Annotated in this window: 12 protein-coding genes; 8 read left to right on the top strand and 4 right to left on the bottom strand. The window is 47.7% G+C overall.

The features are described 5' to 3' along the window. The first annotated feature begins 7 nt into the window (after window positions 1–7). Window positions 8–3,154, top strand: coding sequence for a DUF2339 domain-containing protein (locus SHD_RS17610; protein ID WP_023268365.1), 3,147 nt, complete (start codon window positions 8–10; stop codon window positions 3,152–3,154). Window positions 3,155–3,506: 352 nt separating this feature from the next. On the opposite strand, the gene SHD_RS17615 is transcribed toward SHD_RS17610, so the two are convergent. Together SHD_RS17615 and SHD_RS17620 are read right to left on the bottom strand one after the other, a co-directional pair. Further along, the gene (locus SHD_RS17615; protein ID WP_023268366.1) at window positions 3,507–4,799 is read right to left on the bottom strand and encodes an O-acetylhomoserine aminocarboxypropyltransferase/cysteine synthase family protein; all 1,293 of its coding nucleotides are present in this window, start codon (window positions 4,797–4,799) and stop codon (window positions 3,507–3,509) included. 217 nt (window positions 4,800–5,016) lie between these two features. Next, window positions 5,017–6,429: an aminotransferase-like domain-containing protein gene (locus SHD_RS17620; protein ID WP_023268367.1), complete on the bottom strand. Its 1,413-nt coding sequence runs from the start codon at window positions 6,427–6,429 to the stop codon at window positions 5,017–5,019. A 145-nt stretch (window positions 6,430–6,574) separates the two neighbouring features. Here SHD_RS17620 and SHD_RS17625 point away from each other — a divergent pair, with 145 nt between their 5' ends. From SHD_RS17625 to SHD_RS17635, 4 genes are all read left to right on the top strand, one after another. Further along, window positions 6,575–7,915, top strand: coding sequence for a cytochrome ubiquinol oxidase subunit I (locus SHD_RS17625; protein WP_023268368.1), 1,341 nt, complete (start codon window positions 6,575–6,577; stop codon window positions 7,913–7,915). A gap of 55 nt (window positions 7,916–7,970) precedes the next feature. Further along, entirely contained in the window at window positions 7,971–8,978 is a 1,008-nt protein-coding gene (cydB, locus tag SHD_RS17630) for a cytochrome d ubiquinol oxidase subunit II (RefSeq protein ID WP_023268369.1), read from the top strand. A 61-nt stretch (window positions 8,979–9,039) separates the two neighbouring features. Next, window positions 9,040–9,174 carry a DUF2474 family protein gene (locus SHD_RS21690; protein ID WP_084294915.1) on the top strand — a complete coding sequence of 45 codons (135 nt, stop codon included), beginning with the start codon at window positions 9,040–9,042 and terminating at the stop codon, window positions 9,172–9,174. 461 nt (window positions 9,175–9,635) lie between these two features. Next, window positions 9,636–10,022 carry a GreA/GreB family elongation factor gene (locus tag SHD_RS17635; protein WP_023268370.1) on the top strand — a complete coding sequence of 129 codons (387 nt, stop codon included), beginning with the start codon at window positions 9,636–9,638 and terminating at the stop codon, window positions 10,020–10,022. A gap of 565 nt (window positions 10,023–10,587) precedes the next feature. Here the strand turns inward: SHD_RS17635 and SHD_RS17640 are convergent. After that, the gene (locus tag SHD_RS17640) at window positions 10,588–11,367 is read right to left on the bottom strand and encodes an AraC family transcriptional regulator (protein WP_023268372.1); all 780 of its coding nucleotides are present in this window, start codon (window positions 11,365–11,367) and stop codon (window positions 10,588–10,590) included. A 191-nt stretch (window positions 11,368–11,558) separates the two neighbouring features. Here SHD_RS17640 and SHD_RS17645 point away from each other — a divergent pair, with 191 nt between their 5' ends. Continuing rightward, the gene (locus tag SHD_RS17645; RefSeq protein ID WP_023268373.1) at window positions 11,559–12,449 is read left to right on the top strand and encodes a DMT family transporter; all 891 of its coding nucleotides are present in this window, start codon (window positions 11,559–11,561) and stop codon (window positions 12,447–12,449) included. Between the two features lie 137 nt (window positions 12,450–12,586). Then, window positions 12,587–14,218, top strand: coding sequence for a methyl-accepting chemotaxis protein (locus SHD_RS17650; RefSeq protein WP_023268374.1), 1,632 nt, complete (start codon window positions 12,587–12,589; stop codon window positions 14,216–14,218). A gap of 171 nt (window positions 14,219–14,389) precedes the next feature. Here SHD_RS17650 and SHD_RS17655 read toward each other — a convergent pair whose 3' ends face one another. Then, window positions 14,390–15,229 (bottom strand): FAD:protein FMN transferase, encoded by an 840-nt coding sequence (locus SHD_RS17655; protein ID WP_039978926.1) that lies wholly within the window; start codon window positions 15,227–15,229, stop codon window positions 14,390–14,392. Window positions 15,230–15,851: 622 nt separating this feature from the next. Between SHD_RS17655 and SHD_RS17660 the strand changes: the two genes are divergently transcribed. Further along, window positions 15,852–17,189, top strand: coding sequence for a Na+/H+ antiporter NhaC family protein (locus SHD_RS17660; RefSeq protein WP_011716049.1), 1,338 nt, complete (start codon window positions 15,852–15,854; stop codon window positions 17,187–17,189). The last annotated feature ends 40 nt before the right edge of the window (window positions 17,190–17,229 follow it).

Genomic DNA, 17,229 nt, shown 5'->3' on the forward strand with positions numbered 1-17,229 from the left:
TATTGAGATGCCGTTAAAGGACGACGTTGACCAACTCAAGGCAGAATTGGCGCAGTTAAAACTGCAGCACCTGTCGCAGCAATCTTCACTCAGCCGCCAACTGGCAGAATTTTCAGCCAAGCTCGATAGCATCAGTCTTCAGCTTGAGCAGCAAGGCAATGGCCCTCTCACCACCGCATCCACCAGCACGAACGATATCATAGCGCCATACGGCACGACGATTGATCCAAGGGATGAGATCGCCCCGCTGCAATCTGAAGAAATGGCTCCCCATATCCAACCACAAGCGCCCGTGGCAAATCCTTGGCAAGACGATCCTTGGCAGCGCCATGCGAAATCCCCCTCAACAGCCGTAGATTCACCGGTGTATTCGCAGCAGGATGATTTGCAGCAAGATAAGGCCTTTTCTCAGCAAGCCGGACTTGAAGTGGGTGTGCAGGCCGCAAGCCAATTAGAGACCTTATTATCCCAAGGCCTTGCCGCCATCATGGCGCCATTTGCGGCCATCACAGAACAGGTCAAAGGTTTCTATCAACATTATCAAGCCAAGGGCTTAGGCCCAGTGTTTTTAATGACGGTCGCGGGCATCATCACCCTGACCCTAGGTTTTGGCTACCTACTACAATATTCCATCAACCATTGGTTTTCCGAACTCGGCAAAGCCCTGCTGGGTTTTGGCTGCGCCAATGCGATTATTGCGGGCGGGATTTTTATCCGCCAAAAAAGGGCGGGCATGGCCGACTTTGGCTCTGGGATTGTCGGATTAGGCCTTATCCTAAACTATCTCTGCGCCTATTTTATTGGCCCCTACTTTGAGATTATCCCCAATAGTGCCAGCTTTATCCTGCTGCTATTGATTACCTTAGCGGGCTATGGCCTCTCGATGCGACTCGATGCCAAGGTCATTGCCGTGATTGCTTTAGTCGGCGGCTCGATGGCACCTATGATGCTGTTATCCCAAAGCTATGCGCCACTTCTGTATATTCCCTATCTGCTACTGATAGGTGCGGGCGCCCTCGCCCAAAGCCGTAAATTACACTGGCCATTACTGCTGGAAATCACCGCCTTCCTGCATATCGCCTGCATCGAAGCCTTCAGTTATTTTGTCGATTTACCGCTCACTCAATGGGGCGGCGCAGCGGTGCTAGCCCTAGTGAGCATTAACGCACTGTTTTATCTCTATGGCCTATTTGGGTTTATCGTTAATTCCTCCACGACTTCACTCAGCCACAGAGCCTTGGTTCTGCCGATTGCTCTGCTGGCCTTTGCTCTCTTCGAAATCACCCAATTTACACCATTCGCTGGGGAGATTTTTATCGCCAACGCACTCATCTGTGCGGGCTTATACGTTAAGCTCAAGTCTCGACTCGAGCCGTCCCAGAGCAGTCTCTTATTAGTTTTTGGCGGTAGTTTTGCCGCCTTTGCCGCCCTTTATCTATTAAGCCATGATTTTCTCGGATTAGTGCTTATCCTCGAAGCATTGCTCCTGCTGTGGATTGGCCTTAAGGAGAAACTGATTTCGGTACGTGCCGAAGCCTACGTGTTATTGCTGACAGGACTGGCTCTCAATTTATATGCGGTGCTGACAGGTTTTTCCTTACTCGGACTTGGCGAGCAAACGCCAGTGGCGGCGCTTGGATTTCCGCTGCTCGCGTTAGCCTTAAGCGCGGCGGCCCTGTTATTTGTTATCCGCCAAATTGGCAATGATGAGTTGCCACTGTCGCGGCTTGAGCGGCAATTGAGTTATTTATTCAAAGAGTTACTCAGCGGCTTTTATGTGGCGACCCTTTTGCTGGCGGCTTACCTTGTCAGCAGCGATTATTACCTCGCCATCATCCCGCTCGTGAGTCTGTTGCTGTTGTATTTCAGTGGTAAAGACAAGTTGATGGTCAGCGAGTTTGCCGCTTGGCTCTTGCTGCTGCCACTCCTATTTACCGTGGTCGAAGGCGTGACCCTCACTGGCAGCCTGAGTTTTAGTGCGCAGCCACTGATGGCAAAGCTAGCACGCATTGAATTGTTCGCCGCCCTGCTGCTGGCCCACTATTGGTATCGTAAGCATTACCCTAGCTCGCTGTTCGCCCAAGCCGCCAAGCAGATACAACTCGGCTGTTATCTGCTGCTACCACTAATCTTACTGCCTAAGGTGATGCGCAGTTATTGGGAGTTTACCGCGGTTGCACTCTGGCTTAGCAGTTTGTTCAGCCTCGCCCTTGCCTATGTTATCAAGCATAAAGCCCTTGAGATTGAAGCCAAGATTTTGACTTGGCTGGCAATACTCACCACCGCCAGCTTGTGCATATTTGAAGTTTGGCAAGGGCTTATCGCGCTGCTGATAGGTGCTCTAGTCATGGGCTTTGTACTGCTGCGTTATCGCAAGCTTGCCAAGCCTTGGGTATCACTGCTAACCCTGCAATGGCAACTTAGCCCTTATTATTTCGCGCTGGTACTGGCCGTATTGGTCTATGGATTTAACCGCGTCGATGTAGTGGCATGGTCGATGACAGCATTAGCATTGAGCGGCTACTTTGCCCTATTGCTCCAAAGACGCATCAAACATGGCTCAGTGCAAACGGGATTAATGGCGCACTTAGCCATCGAAATCCAAGCCGCGGTGCGCTCAAGCTACAGTTTGGCCTACGGGCTTTGTCTGGGGCTAGCGCTGCTGCCGATAATGCTGCACTTTGAGATATCGTTAAGATTGGACTTGAACAACGCCTTACTATTCCTTTGTGAATTGATGGCATTAGCACTGCTCGCACTACTTATCTTACGCCGCGGCGTCGCTATTCGTTTGCATCAGCGTTTCTTACCGCTGCAGTGGCTCAAATGGGGCTGGCACGGGTTGCTCGTGCTGAGTTATCTCACCTGGAGTTATGCGTTCGATAATATGATTGCTGCACCGCTCAGTGCCATTTTGCTCGTTGTCCATGGCAGCGTGTTGATGTTTATCAGCCTAAAACCCCAGCATGGGGATATGATCCGCCTCGCGGCTGTACTCTTTACCTTAGCCACTCTCAAAGTATTATTGCTGGATATGGCATCCTTCGAGCTAGTGCAGAAGGTTATCGCCTTTATGTTGATTGGGGTGATCTTACTGACCGTCTCTTACTTCTATCAAAAGGCGCGCAATCGCTTACCAGAAGCAAACCAATAAGTCGTCAGTTATGCAAAGTAAAAGGCCGCTAACATTAGCGGCCTTTTCATTCTAATAATCAAGCTACTAGGGCGTGTTGACGTTTCAGGGTTATTTTTGCAGCAATTTGGCTGGCTTTTATGCAAGGCAACGTCCGTGCAGTGTAGTTATTCTACATAAACGGACGATAACGCAGCAGAAACGCCAGCCAAATGCTGCCCGAAGGGTTCGTCTGGCAAGCCCTTGCTCTGACTTTCTGTCATAAGAACCGCTCGTGATTTGAGTAGAATAAGGACAAATCATTCCTCGTTTCACGAGCGCGTGCTTGCCAGAACGAACAAAATCTAATCTCGAAACGTCAACACGCCCTAATTTAAGCCAGGGCTTTTTCCAGCGCCTGCGCCACATCGGCAATAATATCGTCGATATGCTCAATGCCGACGGAGATTCGAATTAAGTCCTCAGACACCCCGGCCCTAGCAAGTTCGTTCGCATCCAACTGTCTGTGAGTGGTGCTGGCGGGATGGCAGGCAAGCGATTTGGCATCACCAATGTTCACTAAACGTAAAATCATCTGCAGCGCGTCGATAAACTTGCCGCCGGCGATTTTGCCCTCCTCGGGAGTGGCCGCCTTAATCCCAAAGCTGATAATCCCAGAGGCTTTACCACCAGTGATTTTTTGGCAATTCTCACGGTAAGGACTACTCGGTAAAGCACCGTAATTCACCCAACTGACTGAAGGGTGCAGTATCAAATATTCGGCCAAGGCCAAGGCATTCGAACAGTGGCGTTCCATACGGAGACTCAAGGTTTCCAACCCTTGCAGCAGCAAAAATGCACTGTGGGGTGAGAGAGCTGCCCCAGTATTACGCAGTGGCACCACGCGGCAACGTCCAATAAAGGCCGCGGCACCAAAGGCTTCGGTATACACCACACCATGGTAGGAAGGATCGGCTTGATTCAGCAAGGCAAAGCGTTCTTTGTTCGCCACCCAATCGAACTTGCCCGAGTCAATAATCACACCGCCAATCGTCGTTCCATGCCCGCCAATATACTTGGTCAACGAATGGATAACGATATCGGCGCCATGCTCAAACGGACGACATAAAACAGGGGTAGCGACAGTGTTATCGACAATTAAAGGCACGCCGTGTTTATGGGCTATTTCGGCTAAACGCTTAAGATCGACAATATTGCCTGCGGGGTTACCGATGGACTCACAGAATAGCGCCTTGGTCTTGGCATCGATTAAGGCATCGAGCTCTTCAAAGTCATCGAAGGCAGCCATCCGCACTTCGACTCCTTGGCGCGGCAGCGTATGGGCAAATAAATTATAAGTGCCGCCATAGAGCTGACTGGTACTGACAATATTGTCCCCCACTTGGGTAAGGGCTTGAATCGCATAGGTAATGGCCGCCATTCCCGAGGCGACTGCGAGTGCGCCTATGCCACCTTCAATGGCTGCAAGTCGCTGCTCGAGTACGCTGGTCGTCGGGTTCATAATCCGCGTATAGATATTGCCTGCGACTTTTAAGTCAAATAAATCAGCACCATGCTGGGTATCATCGAAGGTGTAGGAAGTGGTTTGATAAATAGGTACCGCAGCGGCTTTCGTGGTCGCTTCTGATTCATATCCGTGGTGTAACGCCAGTGATTCAAGTTTCATCTTTGTGTCCTTCCCCAATAAATTCCCCAAACAGTTCCCTAAACTGTTCTCAAAACATAGCCACTCCCCAAGGCTAATTGAGGGGAGCGTTATGCAAATCGATGCTCTAATCGCACAAGATTTGTGCACTGCATCCAAGCTAGCAGATGGACATCTAGAAGTCTAAAGATTTTTGAATTGCTATCGAATTTACCACAACAGCCCACACTTTGATGTCTCAATTAGGGTGGTGATAAAGGAGCTGCGCGAGCGCTTTTACCGCACGCACTATCTCGGGTGAACAATCATAGGAGGCATTAATGCGCATAAAATGGCGAAACTCTGCTTGATTACTAAAGAGATTCCCCGGCGCGATACTGATCCCTCGCTCAAGTGCACTATGGTATATCTGCGTCGCATCCATATGAGCAGGCAACGCCAACCAGAGGAAATAACCGCCCGGTTCAAAGTTCACACTTACAGACTCCGGCAAGTGAGCCCGCAGCAACTGATACATGGCAAATTTGCGCTCCGCTAAGGTGTGACGTAAGCGCTTTAAATGACGCTCATATTGGGGCGACTGAATAAAATCAGCGATGGCCAGTTGCATAGGCGCACTGGTTGAGAGGGTCGACATTAATTGCAAGCGTTGCAATTGCGGGGCATGGCGCCCCGCAGCGACCCAACCGACTCGATATCCCGCAATCAAAGATTTCGAAAAGGAACCACAATGCAGTACGCAGCCTTGAGTGTCTAAGGCTTTAATCGGCCTAGGCGCACTCGACCCGACATAAAGCTCTTGATATACATCATCTTCAATCAGACTGACGTTATGCTCACAAAGCAGTTGATAAATAGCCTGTTTTTTCTGTTCCGATAAACTACAGCCTAAGGGGTTTTGATGTAGACTCATCAACCAACAAGCTTTGACGGGATAGGTCTTCAGCACTTCAGCTAAAGCCTTAAGATCAATCCCTTCGCGGGGATCCGTCGCGACCGCAATTGCCCTCAGTTTGAGGCGCTCAATGGCTTGCATCGCGCCATAAAAAGTTGGCGATTCAATCACGACCCAATCCCCCGCCTGAGCCAAGGCCGCTAAGCTCAAGTTCAGCGCCTCCATCGCCCCCGAGGTAATTAAAATTTCATCGGGCGCCACACTCATACCTAACTTGGCATAACGTTGGGAAATCGCCTTGCGTAACCCAGTATTACCGGGGGGAAGATTATCGGCCGCAAACGACGGTGACATCTGCCGTGTGACCTTGACTAACGAGCGCGCCAAGGCTTGCTGTGGAAATAAACTGGGATCGGGAAATGCCGAGCCAAAGGGCACAATCCCCGCCTGTTTCGATGCCTGCAATACGTTAAACACAAACTCGTTAATATCGACCTTATCGGAGAAATAGATCTGCCGTTGAGTCTCTGGGTAACGAAAGGCTTCGGGCTGAGGCGCCACTATGTAGCCGGATTTTGCCTGCGCCAATATCACGCCTTGGCTTTCGAGCAACTGATAGGCGTTCAACACTGTCATTAAACTCAGCCCCGAATCCGCCACAGTTTGCCGCAATGAGGGCAATTTATCCCCCGCCTGCCAGACACCTTGAGTAATTCGGTTTTTGAGATCTTGCGCTAACTGTTGGTACTTAGACATCTGTTATAGATAACTCAGTCAATTCTGTATCTGTTATAGCCAGATTACCCCATGGTCTAATAGTACACAAGCCATCAGCGGCGCGAATCCGAGGCGCTGAGCGACTTGCATTTACACATCCCTTTGCTGCACTCCTGAGGACACTATGTTTGATTTTGATGCCACCGTACTCGCGAGGATCCAATTCGCTTTTACCGTTTCTTTTCACATTATCTTTCCCGCAATCACTATTGGGTTAGCCACCTATTTAGCGGTGTTAGAAGGACTCTGGTTGAAGACAAACAATCAGATTTATCAGCAGCTTTATCAATTCTGGGTCAAAATTTTTGCCATTAACTTCGGCATGGGCGTAGTCTCAGGCATAGTGATGGCTTACCAATTTGGCACCCACTGGAGTGGTTTTTCGGCCTTTGCGGGCAGCGTAACCGGCCCTCTCCTCACCTATGAAGTGCTGACAGCATTTTTCCTCGAGGCGGGATTTCTTGGGGTGATGCTTTTTGGGCAAAATAAGGTTGGCAAAAAGCTGCACTTTTTTGCCACTTGTATGGTGGCCACGGGCACTGTGATTTCAACCTTTTGGATCCTCGCCTCCAATAGCTGGATGCACACACCTCAGGGTTTTGAAATCATTGATAACCGAGTCGTCCCCATCGACTGGTGGCAAATCGTGTTTAATCCTTCATTTCCCTACCGTTTAACCCATATGACGGTTGCCGCCTTTCTCTCCTCGGCCTTCTTTGTTGGCGCCTCCGCCGCATGGCAATTACTGAAAGGAAACGATACTCCCGCGATTCGTAAAATGCTTTCCATGGCCATGTGGATGGCATTGATTGTTGCACCGCTGCAAGCAGTGATTGGTGACTTTCACGGGCTAAATACCCTTGAGTATCAACCGGTAAAAATCGCGGCGATGGAAGGTCATTGGCGTAATGAAGGGAATGAGCCCACGCCGCTCATCCTATTCGCCATGCCCGATATGGATAAGCAAACCAATCATTTCAGTTTGGAAATTCCGGGATTAGCCAGTCTGATTTTAAAACACGATATAACCAAGCAAGTGCCAGCACTCACTGAGTTTCCTGCCGAGGATTGGCCCAATGTGCCCTTAGTGTTTTGGAGTTTTAGGGTGATGGTGGGCTTAGGCGTGCTGATGATTTTGGCGGGCGTCTGGAGCCTCTACCTTAGACGCAAGCAGACGCTATACAGCAATCGCCTGTTCCTGCGCTTGGTACTACTGTTAGGTCCCGCGGGATTAATCGCAACCCTCGCGGGCTGGTTTACCACTGAACTTGGCCGCCAACCTTGGGTTATCCAAGGGTTAATGCGCACTCAAGATGCAGTTTCGTCCCACAGTGTGACCCATTTAAGCCTCAGCCTGATGATGTTTGTTATCTGTTACTTCGGCATTTTTGGCGTGGGTTATCGCTATATGATGCGGCTCATCAGTAAAGGGCCTGTATCACAAGGGATTGAGCACCATGGATAACAAATCCAGTTTTTTAGCATATCAATCAATTAATCAACCCATTTAAAGGCACAACATGGAATTCGACTTACCCCTGATTTGGTTTGGGATCATCATCTTTGCCACACTCATGTACATAGTGATGGATGGCTTCGATCTGGGCATCGGCATCTTATTTCCCTTCATCCACGATGAAGACGATAGGGATGTGATGGTTAACACCGTCGCGCCAGTATGGGATGGTAACGAGACTTGGCTGGTACTCGGTGGTGCGAGCCTTCTCGGCGCCTTTCCCCTCGCCTACGCCATAGTGCTCGAAGCCCTAACCATTCCCTTACTAATTATGCTGCTCGCGTTGATTTTCCGCGGCGTTGCCTTTGAATTTAGGTTTAAATCCAGCGCAGAGACCAAACCCTTTTGGGATAAAGCCTTTATGTTCGGCTCGATTATTGCCACCTTTGCCCAAGGCGTGGTGCTCGGCGCATTTATCTCGGGCGTTTCGGTAGATGGACAAAGGTTCAGCGGTAGCAGCTTCGATTGGTTATCGCCCTTCTCACTCTTCTGTGGTTTTGGGCTGATGCTGGCCTACGCGCTGCTTGGTGCAACTTGGTTAGTAAAGAAATGCACAGGCACACTCAAGACGACCATGCAGCAGCTTGCTAAAGTCCTCGCGATTTGCCTGTTGATGACCATAGGAATCGTCAGTTTATGGACGCCCTTCGTACAACCCAATATTGCCCTGCGCTGGTTTAGTCTGCCGAATTTATTCTATTTTGCGCCTGTACCTCTGCTGGTATTGCTCTGCACTAAGGCACTTATCCGCGCCTTAAATACTGAGGATGACTACCGCCCCTTCTTGCTGACGCTCGCGTTAATCTTCTTAGGCTTTAGTGGCTTGGGCATCAGCATCTGGCCACATATTATTCCGCCAACGATCAGCCTATGGCAGGCGGCCGCACCTGAGAGCAGCTTAGGTTTTATGCTTATCGGCGCACTGATGATTATCCCCTTGATCTTGGCCTACACCTTTTGGAGCTATTACGTGTTTCGCGGCAAAGTCACCAAGGATGCGGGTTATCACTAAAAACGGCTTCATGCAGCCGATATCGACTCGGCTGCCAGCAACACACTCTTAGGAGATTGCTATGACGACTCAAACTTCATCGCTCCCCAAACGACTCGGCTGGTTACTGCTGATTTGGTGTACCAGTGTCAGTTGCTTACTGCTGGTTTCCCTGTGCCTTAAAATCATCCTGCAAGGTGCAGGGCTAACAACTTAACGGTTTAACATTCAGCCAAGTAAATCAATTTATGCGCTCATAATTGTCTAAAAATATCGTCTATTATTAAGAGAATATTTTTATTTAATAGGAAAACGTCATTCCTGAAATAAAGGGCCTAGCGTCAAAACATGGCTTGCTTTATTTTTTCAGTTAGCCTATGGTATGGACAGTTTATTAGTCATTAATCATCAAACCCATTAGATGATTAATTTATCCTTAATTTGATATGGAGATGTAGCAATATGTTAAACAACGCATTTTCATCTATCACATTTGAGTCATCGCCTTTTACGCTAAATAAGCCTCATTATTTAGCCAACTTTGTACGCCTTTCACTTAAATTTCCAGTGTAAGCCGAGTGCCACTCGCACTCGGCATCTAGTTCCTATATTTAATTTTATCGCTTCCATTTTTATTTTGGAGCATAGCCGTTATCTAGCTCATATTTTGGGGTAGTTATGTTTTATTCTTTTTTTAGCAATCTATTTCAGTCTTTTATGTTGAAAACTGAGACCTATTATCTGCAAAACAGTTTTAATGCCTCATTGCGTCCGACTTCATTAGCTGCGGTGATTGCAAAACTGGATCAACTTAAGAGTGAAGAAACCCAAGATAAAGTGACGGTTGGGCGAGAAATTTTGCTGGTTAATCAACAGGACCAGCAGGAGTATCGTATCGAGCTGGTGTATCCGCCAAGGCACAAACCCAGAGCGGGCCGTTATTCGGTGATCTCCGATCTCGGTGTAAGCCTCCTCGGGCGCACTAAGGGCGAATATGCCGAAGTCAATATTCTAGGTAAACCCGTATTATTTATGGTGAAAGATATCGCCCTAAGCAAAAAATAAATTAACGTTAAAAAATTTTATCAGCATAAAGCATGTTCAAATTTCAGTGGCAGCATGCTTTTAGGTCGCTATTTGCGGCGGCATCTAGCATAGGCATAAAGAAAATAGGGAGAGCATTATTTTGAAGCTATTAACTGGCCGCGAAACAAATTAAAGCCGATGAGCCAAAACTTAGACCTCTTGCATATTTACCGAGTATGGCAGCGCTTATGTAAAAACCATCAAGAAGTATAAGTTTATTTATCTGGCTCATACGGCTTTTTCATGAGTTAATTTTGCCGACGGGTAATGTTAACGACACTATCGGTAAGAATGCGGCGCTACACTCGATAGTCTCATTTTATGAAGTTTCACTTTACTGAGTATCACTTTGCTGAGTTTAAGTTCAGTTAGGAGTATTTATCATGAGTAAAGAAAAAGCGAAAAAACCGCCGATGAAAACCTTAAAAGAGAAACGTCAGGATAAACGGAATCGACAGAAAAACTCCGATTAATCCCTGTGTAAAAATCCCTTAAATCCTCTCTTTATTAGCAAGAGGGCGTGGTGACTATCTCGCCCTCTTTTTTACCCCAATTGACGACGATATTGCTCAGGCGAATATTGGGCATATTTTTTAAACATCACAATATAGGGTGAGGTTTGGTTATAGCCTAAGGTCAGTGCCACCTCTTTGATTGCCAATCCCTCACGCAAGAGCTGTAACGAATAAATAAACTTATGCCGCTGCCGCAGCTCGGTAAAACTCATCCCAAGACTGTCTTGGCAACGCCGAGCCAGTGTGCGCTCAGTGGTATGCAGCTCACTCGCCCAAGCCTTAAGGCTCTTTTGGCTGGCGGGATCGAGTTCGAGTTGCTGCAAAATGGGCTGCAATAATTTATCGCCACTTGAGGGTAAAAATTGCGGCTGTGCCTGACCTAAAATCAACTGGTCGATTAGCACCTCAAGCAGACGTTTATCTGCGTCGCTTTCAGCTACTCGGATTTGCCGCTCTCTTAGGTCGTTCACTATCGCCTGTGCGATGGGCGTAACTGCCAGCAGGCAGGTCTCATCCGGAAAAGCCCCCGCTCGACTAGCCACGATATTCATCGAGCAATAATGGATACTGCGGCGAGTAAAGCTCTCATGTTCAATCCCAGCAGGTACCCAAATCGCATATTGGGATGGCGATAAAAATCGCTGCCCTGCGGCATGCAGTTCCATAATACCGCCGCTGATCAGCTGCAATTGCCCCCAAGCATGACTGTGTTTTGGGGTGATGGTATTGGGAAGAAAAGCTTCATAGTTAAAGAAAATATCGGCAACAGGCGCTTGCTCTGCCTTAAGCGGATGATAAACAGGACGCATCAGAACTCCAAAAATAGACTAGCAAATTCGAGGCGAATACTGAGACTTAAAAAAGATTGTCCGCCGACGAACTGACATTGTCTTTTAAGCGATATTTATATCATAAAAGACCCGCGATAATAGCAGCAACCTAAAACATCGGGTTTATGCCCTTTCGCCTAACCCGCCTTCACGCCAATTAAGACTGACCTATGCTGTATTTATTTCCCCTTCTCGCCGTTGTGATTTGGGCAGGTAACGCCATTGTTAACAAACTCTCCTTTGGGATTATCGCCCCCGAAGCGATTGCCTTTTATCGCTGGTTTTTTGCCATGCTAGTATTAACGCCTTTTATGCTAAAACCAGTCTGGCGCAAGCGTAAAACGATCGCACCATTACTGCCTAAACTCGCCACCTTAGCCGCCTTAGGCATGGTATTAAACCAAAGCCTGGCTTATTTTGCGGCGGCAACCACAACCGCGACCAATATGGCCCTAATCAACTCGCTGGTGCCTATGGTGAGCTTGTTTTTAGCCGTGCCAATACTCAAACAAAAGCTGACGCCCTTGGTCTTTGGTGGCACTGTGATTTCGCTCTTGGGTTTAGTGTTTATGTTAAGCCACGGGGATATGGCCAATCTTGCCATCGGCGTGACCCAAGGGGATTTACTGTTACTCATCAGCGCCTTTGTGTACGCCCTTTATGGGGTATTGCTTAAACGCTGGCAATTGCCGATATCGACGTGGGAGTCAGTGTATATTCAAGGGATTATCGCGGTATTGATGTTAACTCCGCTGCTGTTTAGCGCGCCAAGTACAGCCATTAGCAGCCAAGCCGCACCGTTAATTATGTATGCCGCTTTAGGCGCTTCACTCATCGCACCTTGGGCCTGGATTAATGGCATCAGCAAGTTAGGGGCCGAGCGCACCAGCATTTTCTTCAATTTGATGCCGATCCTCGCAGCAATCTTAGCGGCGATTATTTTGAATGAAACCTTAGCCATTTATCACTATATAGGTGGCGCTATGGTCATCTTTGGGGTGATGTTAGTGCAGGTAAAACCTAAACCTAAGACCTCGATTGCAATCGCCTGCACCGAATAAATCGCTTATCACAACGCCCCAAAAACTTGGGGCGTTTTCTATCATCGCGCTTTGACTTTTCACTGACTGCTGCAAACAACCAAATAGCGACTATGCTATTTAATAAGTTGTTTTGTCAGAGAGTTATGGAGAGTCCCATGTTTAATAGCATTAGAGTTAAGTTTTCGCTGATGTTTGCCATTATGGCGACAGCCTTGATCGTTATGGCCATCACAGATGCCATGCAGAGCCGCTCAACTCTCAAGCAAATGCAGGAGTTTAGCCAATTATTTAATCCAGCGATTTCGGCCATTCTCAACGCTGATCGGGATCTCTACCAAGCCCAATTGAGTGAAGAAGTGCTACTTCGCCCTGATCTGAGCAGTGAGAACCGAAAGAATGAAATAGACAACTGGCAAGAGAACGTCGACCAAGCGCGCGATCGTATGGGGGAGTTTAAAAATCATCTGCAAGATCATTTAGAAGTAATCAAATCCACTAGCGGTTTCGATGCACAATTTTCACTTTGGCATCAAGCGTCATCGGAAGTGATTAACGCAGTCAAAAGCAATAACTTCGAACTGGCGAGACAACTACACGAAGGTAAATCCAAAAAAGAATTTAAAGCCTTGAGGAGTATCTACAATGCCGCCGGCGAAGCCGCCGATAACCGCGTTAAAGAATTGGATTTACAGGCATCGGAACAGGCCACCACTCAAACTCAAATTTCCATCACCATTGCCACCCTAGTGGCTATCGTCGCCCTAGTGATTGCTTATTTCGGGCCCAAAATTATTGTTAATGCGATTCAAGATATCACCAATCGGATCAACGATATTGTCGATGGCGATGGCAATTTAACCCAACGTATCCCCATCACCCGTCAAGATGAAATCGGTGAACTAGCCAATGCCTTTAATTTATTCGTTGCCCAACTGCAGCAAATGGTCATTGCAATTATCAGCCAAACAAAAGATGTCAGCCAAACCGTTGAACATCTTGCAAGCAAGTCAACGACAACAATGGGGATTAGCCACGAGCAAGAACAATTTGTCGATACTATAGTCACAGCGGTGAATGAAATGAGTGCAGCGGTGCGGGAGGTAGCCAGTAACGCCCTGCATACCGCCACCGAAATCACTAAGGTCAACGACCAAACCATTGAGGGTAAAAATATCCTCTCGCAATCGGTAAACCATATTCAGCAACTGTCTGAATCAGTCAAACATGCAGTAGCGGTTATTGAAAAACTCTCTGTCAACTCAGCTAATATTGCCTCAGTGCTAGATGTGATCCGTGCAATTGCAGAGCAAACCAATCTCCTCGCCCTCAATGCTGCCATTGAAGCGGCCCGCGCGGGTGAGCAAGGACGAGGCTTTGCCGTGGTTGCCGATGAAGTGCGGACACTGGCGAGCCGCACCGAAACCTCGACCCAAGATATTCAGCGCATGATTGAAGAGTTACAACGGGGCGTAAATGATGCGGTGAAGAGCATTGAATCGGGCGCCAGCCTCACAAACTCAACCGTGACCTTCGCCAGTCAGACACAGGATGCCCTAGATGAGATCCTTAACTCCACCTCTAAGGTCAGCGAGATGTCGACGCAAACTGCCACAGCCACCGAAGAGCAAACCCATGTGACCGAAGAAATTAATCGTAACTTGACTGAGTTGTCTGACAAAACAAGGTATTGCAATACGGTGATCCAAGAAACCCAGCAGATAGTCGTCAACACTCAAGCCATTTGCAGCAATCTACAAAAAGAAGTCTCGCGTTTTAAAGTCGCATAATAGTACACGCTAGCCTGTTGACGTTTCGAGATTAAACAATCATGAAACGTCAACACGCCTTATTAAGCTAAAGGGGTGTTTAAAAATCACCTTTAAAACAATATGTTAAAATATCAAGGCATGATGTGATAACACGGAGCATCATTAGATATTTGCCCCTTGGTCATGACGTTAACAGACCAATTGCCCGCCAAGTAACTGGATTTTTTCCTTTGCAACATCAGCAGAAAGGTAACCCGCAACTTTGGTCAGCGCATCGGCTCGCCACGCGAATGGAGCTTGCACACTCACAACCCGTTCACTTGTCGCATCAAAACTCATCATATCGACATTGCCAGTCGGTAGCAGCAATGCGGGGCAACCTAAACTCAATTGTTGTGAAACCTGTGAGCTAGCCAGTGCCATATTTCTTACCGTGACCTTTTGGCTTAATCCATTAGAACCTCGGCAAAGTACATCTAAGGAGGCAGAACCAAACACCTTTAGATCACCACCCGCGTTAACCCAACCGCCCGATACACCGGCCCGGCGCAATTCACTGACGGCCATATCAACGGCGTATCCCTTGGCAATCCCATCCAAGGTGACGATTAATGGCCGGGCTAAACGTGCTTGATTTGCCCTGATCTCAATATCCTGCCAATCGCCCTGCAAAAGTAATGGCATGCCAAGGTAACAAGGTAAAGCGCCGCGTGACATCATTTCGCCGCCAATAGTGCAGTTAAATAAGTTATCGCTGGCTTTACCAAACCATTTAGCTAATTTAAATACGCGTAAACTATCTTGGCTTAGGAGAACCCAATTTCCAGGCTGTCGGTTTAAAAGATTTAATTCACTATCTTGCTGATGGAAACTTAATAACCGCCCGATTTGAGCAATGCGAGAAAAAGCTGCCGTAATTGCAGCTTGCATGGCTTGTTCATCGAGTGTTGGCAAAGAGGGATCTTCAACAACGGATTCGACCGCAATTTCAACTAAAGTGCCTAATAAAGGCTTAGCTCTACGTATCACTATGCTGTTAGCTGCAATAAATGGATGTGGATGAAAGATCACCGTTTTACCCCATCTGGCCCACAACAGCAATAGTCAATTGAACAACTGCTGAGCTAATCGAAAAAAGAAATAGCAGAATAACTTTGTGAGCGGCCATCTCGGGACAAAACAGAGTTATCCATCATGGGGAACATAGGCAGCAGGATGAAATAGCAAAAAGTAAGAGAAATTTATTAGGGCGTGTTCAGGTTTCAGTGTTTGACGCCATATTGGCTAATATTTATGCAAGACAATCTTCGTGCTATGTAGTTGTGCGGCATAAAAGGACGATAATACAGCAGAAACTTCAGCTCATCGATAACACCAGCCCAAACAAGCAGAATTTGCCTCATTAATAAACTCGTATAATACAATGTTTAATAAAGTAAAAATTGTTGAGCAATCAGGATTTAAACCTCTTTTTAACGAACAGATTACAATGGAAGTAAAAACATCTAGACGTCTAGATTGACAGTAAATTGGCAATCCAATATGCTTGGCACCAAGTTGCTAGGATATGATGCCAAAGCGGCATAGATTTTAAGCGAGTTCGACTGCCAAGGATCACGCGGACAACCCGCCGAGTAAAAGAGACATTACATTGAGTCAATCAGCCCAAACCACTGCACCAAGTAGCCCGGCATCCTTTATTGCCCTGTTACCCTTATTTGTTTTTTTAAGTCTGTTTATTGGCGCAGGCGTCTATTTCCAAAGCCAAGGTGTGGACTTTGCCTTCTATCAATTACCGAGTGTGATTGCCATTCTGCCAGCCATTATTCTGGCCTTGGTATTATCAAAACAAAAACTCAATCAAGCGATTGATACCTTTATCGGCGGCATTGGCCACAGCAATATTATTGCTATGTGTTTGATTTACTTGCTGGCTGGCGGTTTTGCTGCGGTCGCGAAAGCCACCGGTGGTGTCGATGCGACCGTTGCCTTAGGTTTATCCCTTATTCCTTCAAACCTATTACTGCCCGGCTTTTTTGTGATTGCCGCCTTTATTGCCACCGCAATGGGCACCTCAATGGGCACAATTGCCGCCGTGGCACCTATCGCCTTAGGCGTTGCCGATCAGGCACAAATTGATTATGCCCTGATGGCGGGCGCCGTGATGTCTGGCGCACTGTTTGGCGATAACCTCTCGATTATTTCGGATACCACTATTGCAGCCACTCGTACTCAAGGCTGTGATATGAAAGATAAATTCCGCGAGAACCTGATTTTTGCAATCCCGGCTTCACTGCTCACCTTTGTCGCCTTTGTGATTGCAGGCCAAGGCCAAGCCGATCTAGCCGCTCAGGATATCGACTTTATCAAGGTGATTCCTTACTTGACGATTCTAGTATTAGCGGTCGCAGGGTTAAACGTGTTCGTCGTCTTGACCTTAGGCATTCTGCTGGCGGGCGCTGCGGGATTCCTGACCATGGACTATGGCGTTATCCAATTTGGTAAGGATATCTACGCGGGCTTTAGCAATATGCAGGAAATCTTCATCCTGTCGATGTTAGTCGGTGGTTTAGCCGCGCTGATGCAGCAACAAGGGGGTTTAGCCTTTGTAAGCAAACAGATTGAAAAGCTCATCACCCGTTTCTCAAAAGCTCAAGGTGAAGCCTCATGCCGCGCGGCTGAATTAGGCATGGCAGGGATTGTAGCCGTCACCAACAGCTGTGTTGCCAATAACACAGTGTCTATCGTTGTGACGGGTGATATTGCTAAAGATCTGGCAGAAAAACATGGTGTTAGCCCTAAGCGTGCAGCCAGTGTACTCGATATCTTTGCCTGTATTATCCAAGGGTTAATCCCCTATGGCGCCCAAGCACTGCTGATCGCTTCAACCTTTAGCATCACACCGCTGGCGGCCGTATCCCACGCTTGGTACTGCATGATCCTAGCGGCTGTCGCCATTGCAATTGTGATTTTCCGCAAGCGCCACTAACCTAATTCGATTATCGATAACACCAAGGGAGCCATTCGCT

Origin of the sequence: Shewanella decolorationis S12 (genome assembly GCF_000485795.1) — a bacterium.
Classification (GTDB): Bacteria; Pseudomonadota; Gammaproteobacteria; order Enterobacterales; family Shewanellaceae; genus Shewanella; species Shewanella decolorationis.

Coding starts and splice junctions, on each gene's coding strand:
- SHD_RS17610 (WP_023268365.1), top strand. CDS start 8: ATGCCGTTAAAGGACGACGTTGACCAACTCAAGGCAGAATTGGCGCAG.
- SHD_RS17615 (WP_023268366.1), bottom strand. CDS start 4,799: ATGAAACTTGAATCACTGGCGTTACACCACGGATATGAATCAGAAGCG.
- SHD_RS17620 (WP_023268367.1), bottom strand. CDS start 6,429: ATGTCTAAGTACCAACAGTTAGCGCAAGATCTCAAAAACCGAATTACT.
- SHD_RS17625 (WP_023268368.1), top strand. CDS start 6,575: ATGTTTGATTTTGATGCCACCGTACTCGCGAGGATCCAATTCGCTTTT.
- cydB (WP_023268369.1), top strand. CDS start 7,971: ATGGAATTCGACTTACCCCTGATTTGGTTTGGGATCATCATCTTTGCC.
- SHD_RS21690 (WP_084294915.1), top strand. CDS start 9,040: ATGACGACTCAAACTTCATCGCTCCCCAAACGACTCGGCTGGTTACTG.
- SHD_RS17635 (WP_023268370.1), top strand. CDS start 9,636: ATGTTTTATTCTTTTTTTAGCAATCTATTTCAGTCTTTTATGTTGAAA.
- SHD_RS17640 (WP_023268372.1), bottom strand. CDS start 11,367: ATGCGTCCTGTTTATCATCCGCTTAAGGCAGAGCAAGCGCCTGTTGCC.
- SHD_RS17645 (WP_023268373.1), top strand. CDS start 11,559: ATGCTGTATTTATTTCCCCTTCTCGCCGTTGTGATTTGGGCAGGTAAC.
- SHD_RS17650 (WP_023268374.1), top strand. CDS start 12,587: ATGTTTAATAGCATTAGAGTTAAGTTTTCGCTGATGTTTGCCATTATG.